Origin of the sequence: Mycoplasma sp. HU2014 (assembly GCF_001199495.1) — a bacterium.
Lineage (GTDB): Bacteria > Bacillota_I > Bacilli_A > Mycoplasmatales > Mycoplasmataceae > Mycoplasma.
The window spans coordinates 38,952-47,137 of the sequence record NZ_LFYS01000074.1 but is presented as its reverse complement, the minus strand read 5'-3'; the positions used below and the strand labels follow the sequence as shown (position 1 = coordinate 47,137).

Annotated in this window: 4 protein-coding genes, 1 tRNA gene and 1 pseudogene; all 6 read right to left on the bottom strand. The window is 25.9% G+C overall.

The window, feature by feature from the left end; all coding sequences use genetic code 4:
* A pseudogene (locus AB668_RS05150) lies at positions 1–399 on the bottom strand (IS1634 family transposase); the annotation flags it as partial.
* A 182-nt stretch (positions 400–581) separates the two neighbouring features.
* A tRNA-Ile gene (locus tag AB668_RS05145) sits at positions 582–658 on the bottom strand.
* 78 nt (positions 659–736) lie between these two features.
* Complete coding sequence (locus AB668_RS05140; protein WP_050517910.1) at positions 737–3,778, bottom strand: BspA family leucine-rich repeat surface protein; 3,042 nt, start codon at positions 3,776–3,778, stop codon at positions 737–739.
* A gap of 25 nt (positions 3,779–3,803) precedes the next feature.
* Entirely contained in the window at positions 3,804–7,124 is a 3,321-nt protein-coding gene (locus AB668_RS05135; RefSeq protein ID WP_050517909.1) for a BspA family leucine-rich repeat surface protein, read from the bottom strand.
* Positions 7,125–7,317: 193 nt separating this feature from the next.
* The gene (rpsI, locus tag AB668_RS05130; protein ID WP_442412968.1) at positions 7,318–7,716 is read right to left on the bottom strand and encodes a 30S ribosomal protein S9; all 399 of its coding nucleotides are present in this window, start codon (positions 7,714–7,716) and stop codon (positions 7,318–7,320) included.
* Positions 7,713–8,168 (bottom strand): 50S ribosomal protein L13, encoded by a 456-nt coding sequence (gene rplM, locus AB668_RS05125; RefSeq protein ID WP_050517908.1) that lies wholly within the window; start codon positions 8,166–8,168, stop codon positions 7,713–7,715. The genes rpsI and rplM overlap by 4 nt, the downstream gene beginning before the upstream one ends.
* Positions 8,169–8,186: the final 18 nt, after the last annotated feature.

Here is an 8,186-nt window from a genome sequence, read left to right as displayed (position 1 = left end):
AATTAATTGCATAATAACATCTTTTAGTGTTGTTGATCTTGTAGTTGAACAATTATCAAAAATATCGAAATAATCAAAGAGTTTTTCAATAATCTCGTAACCTTTATACCTTTCTATAACCTCTTTTTTCAATGATTTTTTCTCTTTGAAAATTTCATCTAATTTTGTTTTAGCTTGTTCTTTTGTTCAAGATAGTGGGAAGTTTGCAATAATTGCTTTAATCACAGTTAGCGGATCATCGTGATATTCTTTCAATTCATGTAAATAACCATAACCGAATCTGAATTCAAACCCCTTGTTATCTCTTCTCGGCACCCCAATTGATAAATATTCACCCTTCTTAACTCTTGCTATTGATGTTCTTCATTGTCTTTTTGTATCTTTTCTTGACTTTTTCATATTTCTATTATATCATATTTAAGCATAAAAGTATAGATATTTATATTTTTTTATAAAAAATATAGCTACTAAAAACGTGCTGTTTTTGTAACTAAGTGGGAAACGTAGGATATTTTATTTCTTGTGGTAGTTAAAATATAGATAAAATAAAAAACACCTTGCGGTGTTACTTATTTTCTTAATGGTCGGAATAATTGGACTTGAACCAACGACCTCTCCGTTATCAGCAGAGTGCTCTAACCAGCTGAGCTATATTCCGAGAATAACAACATAATGATATATCTTTTTATTTTTAAAATCAATATGTTTTATGTTGTTTTTTTTCAAAAGTTGAGTTTTATTTTTTTCTTCTAAATCTAAATAAATATTTCACTTTATCTAAATGTTTAATACCAACATAAGCAGCAGCTCCACCAATTCCAGCTGATGTAGTAATTCCACCTACTACTCCACCAACTACTTTACCAGTATTACTTGTAGGTTTTTCAACTTCATAAGAAATAGTAATTGAACCTTGGTATTTATCAGAATCAGTTTTTGCTGAAATTGTGATTTGATTGTTTTGATTATTAATTGAAATTTCGACATGATTAATTAAGTCTGGATTGTTTTTAAATACATTGTGAGTTGATAAATGATTTGTAATAGTTGCTGAGTCAACATTTGTATTAGCTTGGAAATTAATTGTTTGAATTGAATTTAATAAGTCTTGAATGTTTGTTTTTTGATCTTCTTCTACAGTATAAGAAATAACTATTGAACCTTGGTATTTATCAGAATCGGTTTTTGCTGAAATTATGATTTGTTTGTTTTGATTATTAATTGAAATTTGAATATCATTAATTAAATCTGAATTATTTTTAAATACATCCAACTTTTCTAATTTCTTTTTAATGTTTGTTTCGTTCACTTCTTGTGCGTTTTTAAAAGTAATTTTAATTTCATCTTTTATGGTATCTTTAATACTTTCTTGAATAAGCCTTACACCTTCTTCTCTTACTAAATTAGTTACAGTAGTTGGTGGTGTTCCTGGAATTTCTTCTTTATATTTAATTAATTCATGATATTTCTTCTCTGGTTTTTCATATCAATTAGATTGTTCACTTTTAAAAACATCTTTATTTCCTATTGGGTGATATTCATCTCTTCAGTCGTTATCAATTCTTATCTCAAAATTTTTAGTTATTATTCCAACTCCAACGTTAAAATATTGTCTTTGTGATTGAACAATTCTTCTAAGATCTCATTTAGATAAATCTTGATCATAATGTTGGATTTGTAAAAACATATAACTTATTTTTTCAACACCGTTAATATCTCATTTTGAAATATTGCTATTAAAATGACTACATCTAGCGAACATTCCAGTTAAATCTTTAGCACTTTTTATTTGTCAATTACTAATGTCACCTTCAAAACGTGATCCATAAAACATTTCACTAAAGTTTATAACATTACTTACGTCTCAATTTAATAATGAAAAATCTTTATCAATTCCAGTAAATGCTTTAGTATTTTTAAACATACCACTCATATTTCTAACTTTACTTACGTTTCATTTTGAAAGTTTAGTATTAAAGTTATTATTAAAATTATTACTACTATCTGAACCGAACATTCCTTGCATATTAACTACATTAGAAACATTTCAATCAGAAATATTAGCATTAAAATGTTTAGTATTTCAAAATAGAAAACTCATATCAACAATATTTGAAACATCTCAATTATTTAATGAATTATTTACAGATTTACCATTTTCTAAATCAAGTACAGCTCCAAAATTAGTAGCACCCATAAACATTCTATTGATATTTCTAACATTAGACATATTTCAAGCTATATAAGATCCAATTTCATTTTGAATATTTTTAGTATCAATATTTTGATTGAAGCTATTGGCTTCAAAAAACATTTCTTTTGCACTTAAAAGTGAATCTGTATTTCATTTTGAAATATCTGAATTAAAATTAGAAGCATTTTTAAACATGTAATCCATTACTTTAATATTTTTAGTATTTCATTTACTAATTTGTTCACTAACTTTAACTCCGGTTACTTTTTCAAACATAGATTCAGTTGAAGTAATTTGATCTGATATATTGTCGCAAACTTTTTTGATTTGATTATTTAGTTTATGAGCTTTTATAACTGGTATTAATTCCATTCGTTTACTGATACCATCATAATGTTTAAATAAGTGACCACCAGAATATCCAATTTCTTTAATTTCTTCAAATACAAATTTTTTTTCTAACTCGATTTTCTCTTTATGTTGTCTCTCTAGATTAGGTTTTTCTCCTCTTGCTCTTGCTTCACTATTTTCTTGATCATGTTTTTCTCTTAAATCTTTTGATGCATTTGATGAGATTTTATTTATATAATCTTGAATATTTTCATCATTTACTTCAACTTCTGATCGATCAAATTTTCTAATGATTTTACTTGCTTTTTTATTAAATAAATCTTTTGTTGGTAATTCAACAATAGTCTTATTAATTTTTAATTTTAAATTTTGAGAATTTTTAATAAAATCTTCTTCATTTAAATTATTTAAAATTTTAAATTCGACAGTTCTATGTTTATGAACTTCTTTGAAATTATCTCTAAACAATGAAAATACATTTTTAATTTTTGTTTCATGATTTAAATGTTCTCTAATTTTATATCAAACTTTATAAGTTGAATCTAAAATTTCATTTCTAGATAATGTTCATTTTTTTAAAACACTAATTGGTCATTTTTTTACATCGTTGGCAATGTGTGTATTTAAAGATCAATTAGAATTGAAATTATTTTCTAATTTTTTTAAATTTCATCTACTTAGATCTTGATTAAAGTCTATAGCACCATTTAAAAAGTCATCCATTTGTTCAACATTAGAAACATCTCAATCTGAGATATCTCTATTAAATCAAGCGGCATTTTTAAACATATTAGTCATATCTTTGACGTTAGACGTGTCTCAGTTTTTAATATTCTCATGGTTAAATCTATAAGCATCTTCAAACATTGATCTAGTTGAAGTAATTTCTGATGGTATTTTATTTGGAACATCAACAACATCTTTTGGTAATCTTACAGCTCTATTTTCACCGAATTCATCCCTATAATATCCAATTTCTAGTACTATGAAATCTTTATCAGTAAAATGACTTAAATCAATTAAATCAGTATAGTGTTCTTGTCCATCGATACCTCTAAATTTAGTAGGTTTAATAGCTTTGACATTTTGTTTATTTAAATTAATTTCATTTAAAGTATTAGACAAATTATTGTTAAATGTTTTTTTATTTAACATATATTTATTATTTACAATAACAAAAGTCGAAACACTTAACATAGTAATTAAACTTAAAGTATTTAATAATTTTTTCATATGTATTTTCTTTCTAACTATTATTTTATTTTTTTCTTCTAAACATAGATTTAAATAAATATTTAACTTTATCTAAATGGTTAAGACCAACATAAACAGCAGCTCCACCAATTCCAGCTGTTGTAGCAATTCCACCTACTACTCCACCAACTACTTTGCCAGTATTACTTGTAGGTTTTTCAACTTCATATGAAATAGCAACTGATCCTTGGTATTTATTTGAATGTGGTATTGGTGAAATTATAAATTGATTGTTTTTTCTATCTATTTTTACATTTAATAAATTTGCATCTAAATTAGCTGATTGGTTTTTACTATTAATTAAATCTATTATTTTTTCTTTAGTTAAATTATTATCTTTAATTTTTCCTAAATCACGTACTGTGATAACTTGATCTAAATTAATACTATTTTGATTTTTTAACCTAAACTCAACAGAATTATAATAAGTATTCATATCTTTAGAACTAATAGTAAATTTATTATTTTGTCTATCAATATCAATCTTTAATTTAAAAATATTTAATTGTTGTGGATTAACAAGATAATTCAATACTTCTAGTATTTTTGATTCACTAGTATCTAAGTATAGTTCATTAAGATTTATATTTAAATTATTAAAAATGTTTTGTAAGTCTTTTCTAGGTGAGTTATTAATAGATGGTTTTTCACCACCAGGATGATTTGGAATGTTTTTAGGTCTTGGTAGCGTTCAAGAAATTGCACCTTTATCAATTTCAACTTTATAATTGTTTACTGTGTGATATAGATTTCAACTAGATAGATCTTGGTTGAATTTTTTAGCGTTTTTAAACATCTTTGAAAAAACATAATTTGGTCCTTGAGTTTGATCTAAATTGTGAGGCGTTATTATATTTCATTGTCCTATATTTTGATTAAATTCGTCTGTATTTGCAAACATACCAGTAAAATCAACACCTTTTGAAACGTTTCAATTTGAAATATCAGCATTAAATACTTTTGCTCCAGAAAAAGTTAATTCAAAATGTTTTACATTACTTACATCTCAAGATACATATCATGATCCATTCTTTTTATTTTGAACAAGTTTAGTTCTTAAGTTTTGATTAAATTTATATGCATTTTTAAACATATGACTCATATCAGTTACGTTTGAAGTGTTTCATGAAGAAATGTCTTGATTGAATTCGTGTGCACCATCAAAAACTCCAGCCATATTAGTAACATTTGAAGTATCTCAAGTTCCAATCTTACCATTAAATGAAGTTGCAGTTCTAAATAATCCATCCATTTTAACTAAACTTTGAGTATTTCATTTTTCTAGATCTTGATTAAATTGGTACGCTTTGTTAAACATATGACCTATGTTAGTTACTTTTGACATATCTCATTGTGAAATATTTTGGTTAAATTGATGAGCTTCTAAAAACATATACTCAGTTGAAATTAAACCTCTTGTATCTCATTGTGAAATGTCTTGATTAAATTTATGTGCATTTTTAAACATAGATTTAAATATTTTAATATTTGAAGTATTTCATTGTTTTATACTTTCATCATTAAAATTAGTTGCTTCAGCAAACATTTCTTCCAATGAAGTAATTTCTTGTGGTAAAGTAGGTGTAATTTTTTTAATTGTTTTAGGCATTTTATTTGCTCGAATAACAGTAATTGTTGTTGGGCTAAATGTTGGATCAACAAATTGAGTTTCTTTATAACCGATTTGTTTAACTTCAGTAATTCCACCATCAGGAATTTGTTGTAAAATAGCACTTTGTAATTCTTTTTCTCATCTATCTTTATTTTCTCTTCTAATTTTATTTTTTGTATTTTCTAAAAGTGTTACAGGTTTATTTTGCATTGCTTCATTTACAAGATTAATAAATTCATCTTCTTGAGCAGATCTAATTTCTTCAGTAACTTTATTTTTTATTCTTTGATTAACAACTTCTAAATTAGTTTCTGAAGTTTTTACTTCTATTTTAGTTATTGGGTCAATATAAATACTTTCAGTTTGAATTAAAATTTTTTCTATATCTAATTCAACACTTGTTAAGGTGTTTCTATCAGTAATAATAAATTCAATTTTAGAATTTGGAAGTATTTTAGTATTGATATTTTTTGGACTAACTTCAACTTTTCTAAATTTAGATTCTCCTCTAAAACGTTCTTGAAGTCTATTTGCTAATGTTTGAGCAGTATCTAATTGTGAAATATCATTTTTAATTAGTAATCATAAATTATTTGCATGTTTTTTTAACTCACTTGGGTTTAATTCTTCAAAAGGTTGTAATGAAATAGGTCATGCTTTTGGGTTATTTTCAATTTTAGTACCTAAATTTCAATTTTTAATAGCTAGATTTTGAGTATCTGTTTCAGAAGAAATAGAATTTAGATTTCAACGTTGTAAACTTTTATCAAATTCACTAGCCCCTTCTAACATAGATTGCATGTTAACTATATTTTTAACATTTCAGTCCGAAATATCAGCTTTAAATACTTTTGCACCTTTAAACATTTCTTTTACATTTCTTAAATTAGAAGTATTTCAACTACCAATATTTGGATGACCAAACTTTATACAATCTTTAAACATAGCTTCAGTTGAAGTGATTTCTCTTGGTAATACCATTGGAACTACTGTAGTTTTTTTAGGAAGTCTAATTGCTCTGATTTCTTCTCCATCATCATAATATCCAATTTCATATACTTCAAAATTATCATCTTCAAAATGAGACATATCTTTTGTATCTTTATCAGTAGTGTATTTGTTACCATCTGTTCCTTTAAAAGCAACTCCTTTTCACGCTGTTTCAACATTACCAAATTCAAATTTTTTATTAATTGAAATTGCTAGTTCTTTATCATCTTTGTTTTTTAAATGACTAATAACTACTACAAATTCAATTTCTTTATTATCTTGATCATTACCTTTTAAAAATTGATTAGCTGTTGGTCTTAGTTTTGCAAATATTTCAGAAGTTAAAGAAATTGCCATATTTTGCTTTTGTGTACGCCCATCTTTTGAAATATCGTTTTCTATAAGAAATGCTTTATTTATTTGTTGTGAAAAAATTTCTCTAATAACTTCATAAGTTTGAGCACTATTTAGTTTGTTTTTAAATTTTTCATTTCAAATTTTATCTAGTTCTTTTTCTTTTTGATCAACTTGAGCCATAATTACAGGATCTTTTCTTGGATCATATTTATCATCTGTTTTTTGTTTGATAACATTTGTTGATTTAAGGTTATTGTTTTGTTTTTGGATATTAAAATTAATTGTTTTATTATTGATTAATGTTGGTGTTAATAAAGTTGTACTTAACAATGTAATACTACTTATATAACCTAACAACTTCTTCATACTTATCATTCCTTTCAACATTTATTACATCAAATAATAAAAATAAAGTCGACTCTAAAATAAAAGGTTAATCTTAAAAGCACTATATAAAAATAAAAAGCACCTATAGTACTAGAACTGATCAATTGTTTAATAAAATAAAATTACTTTTACAAAATAAAAAAACAACAATAATGTTGTTTTTTGATACATATTAACGTTTTGAGAATTGAGGTGCTCTACGTGCTCCACGTAATCCATATTTTTTGCGTTCTTTAATACGTGCATCACGAGTTAATAATCCTTCATTTCTTAAAGCTTTTCTGTAATCTTCACTAGCTTGTAATAAAGCTCTAGCGATTCCTAATCTAGTTGCTCCAGCTTGACCAGTGAAGCCTCCACCGATAACTTTAACAGTAATGTCAAAGTCTTTTAAAGTTCCAGTAGCTACTAATGGTTGTTCTAAATCTTGCACTAATGTTGCGTAAGGGAAGAATTCTAAAGCAGGTTTCCCATTAACAATAACATTACCTGTTCCTGGAGTTAAGATAACTTGAGCGATTGAAGATTTTCTTCTTCCAGTTCCTCTATAAATAACTTTGTTGTTCATTATTTAATTTCTCCTTTTTTAGTTTGAATATTTAAAACTTCAGGTTTTTGTGCAACGTATGGGTGTTCTGATCCTTCAAATACATGTAATGCTCTGTACTGGTTAGCACCTTGAACATTTTTAGGTAACATTAGTCTGATAGCTCTTTCAAGAATTTTAGTTGCATTTAATTCTCTTTGAACTGCTACTGTTCTTCTTCTTAATCCACCTGGATGCATTGAGTGGTGGTAGTAAACTTTGTTAGATTCTTTTTTACCAGAAAAAATTGCTTTTTCAGCGTTAATAATAATAACGTGATCTCCGTTATTGATATGTGGAGTAAAGTCAACTTTGTGTTTTCCTCTTAAAACAAGAGCTACTTGAGTTGCTAATCTACCCACTGTTTGTCCTTCTGCATCAACGATATATCATTTTTTGTTAATATCTTTTGCAGAGATTAATGTAGTTTGTTTCATATTCGCTATTTTCCTTTA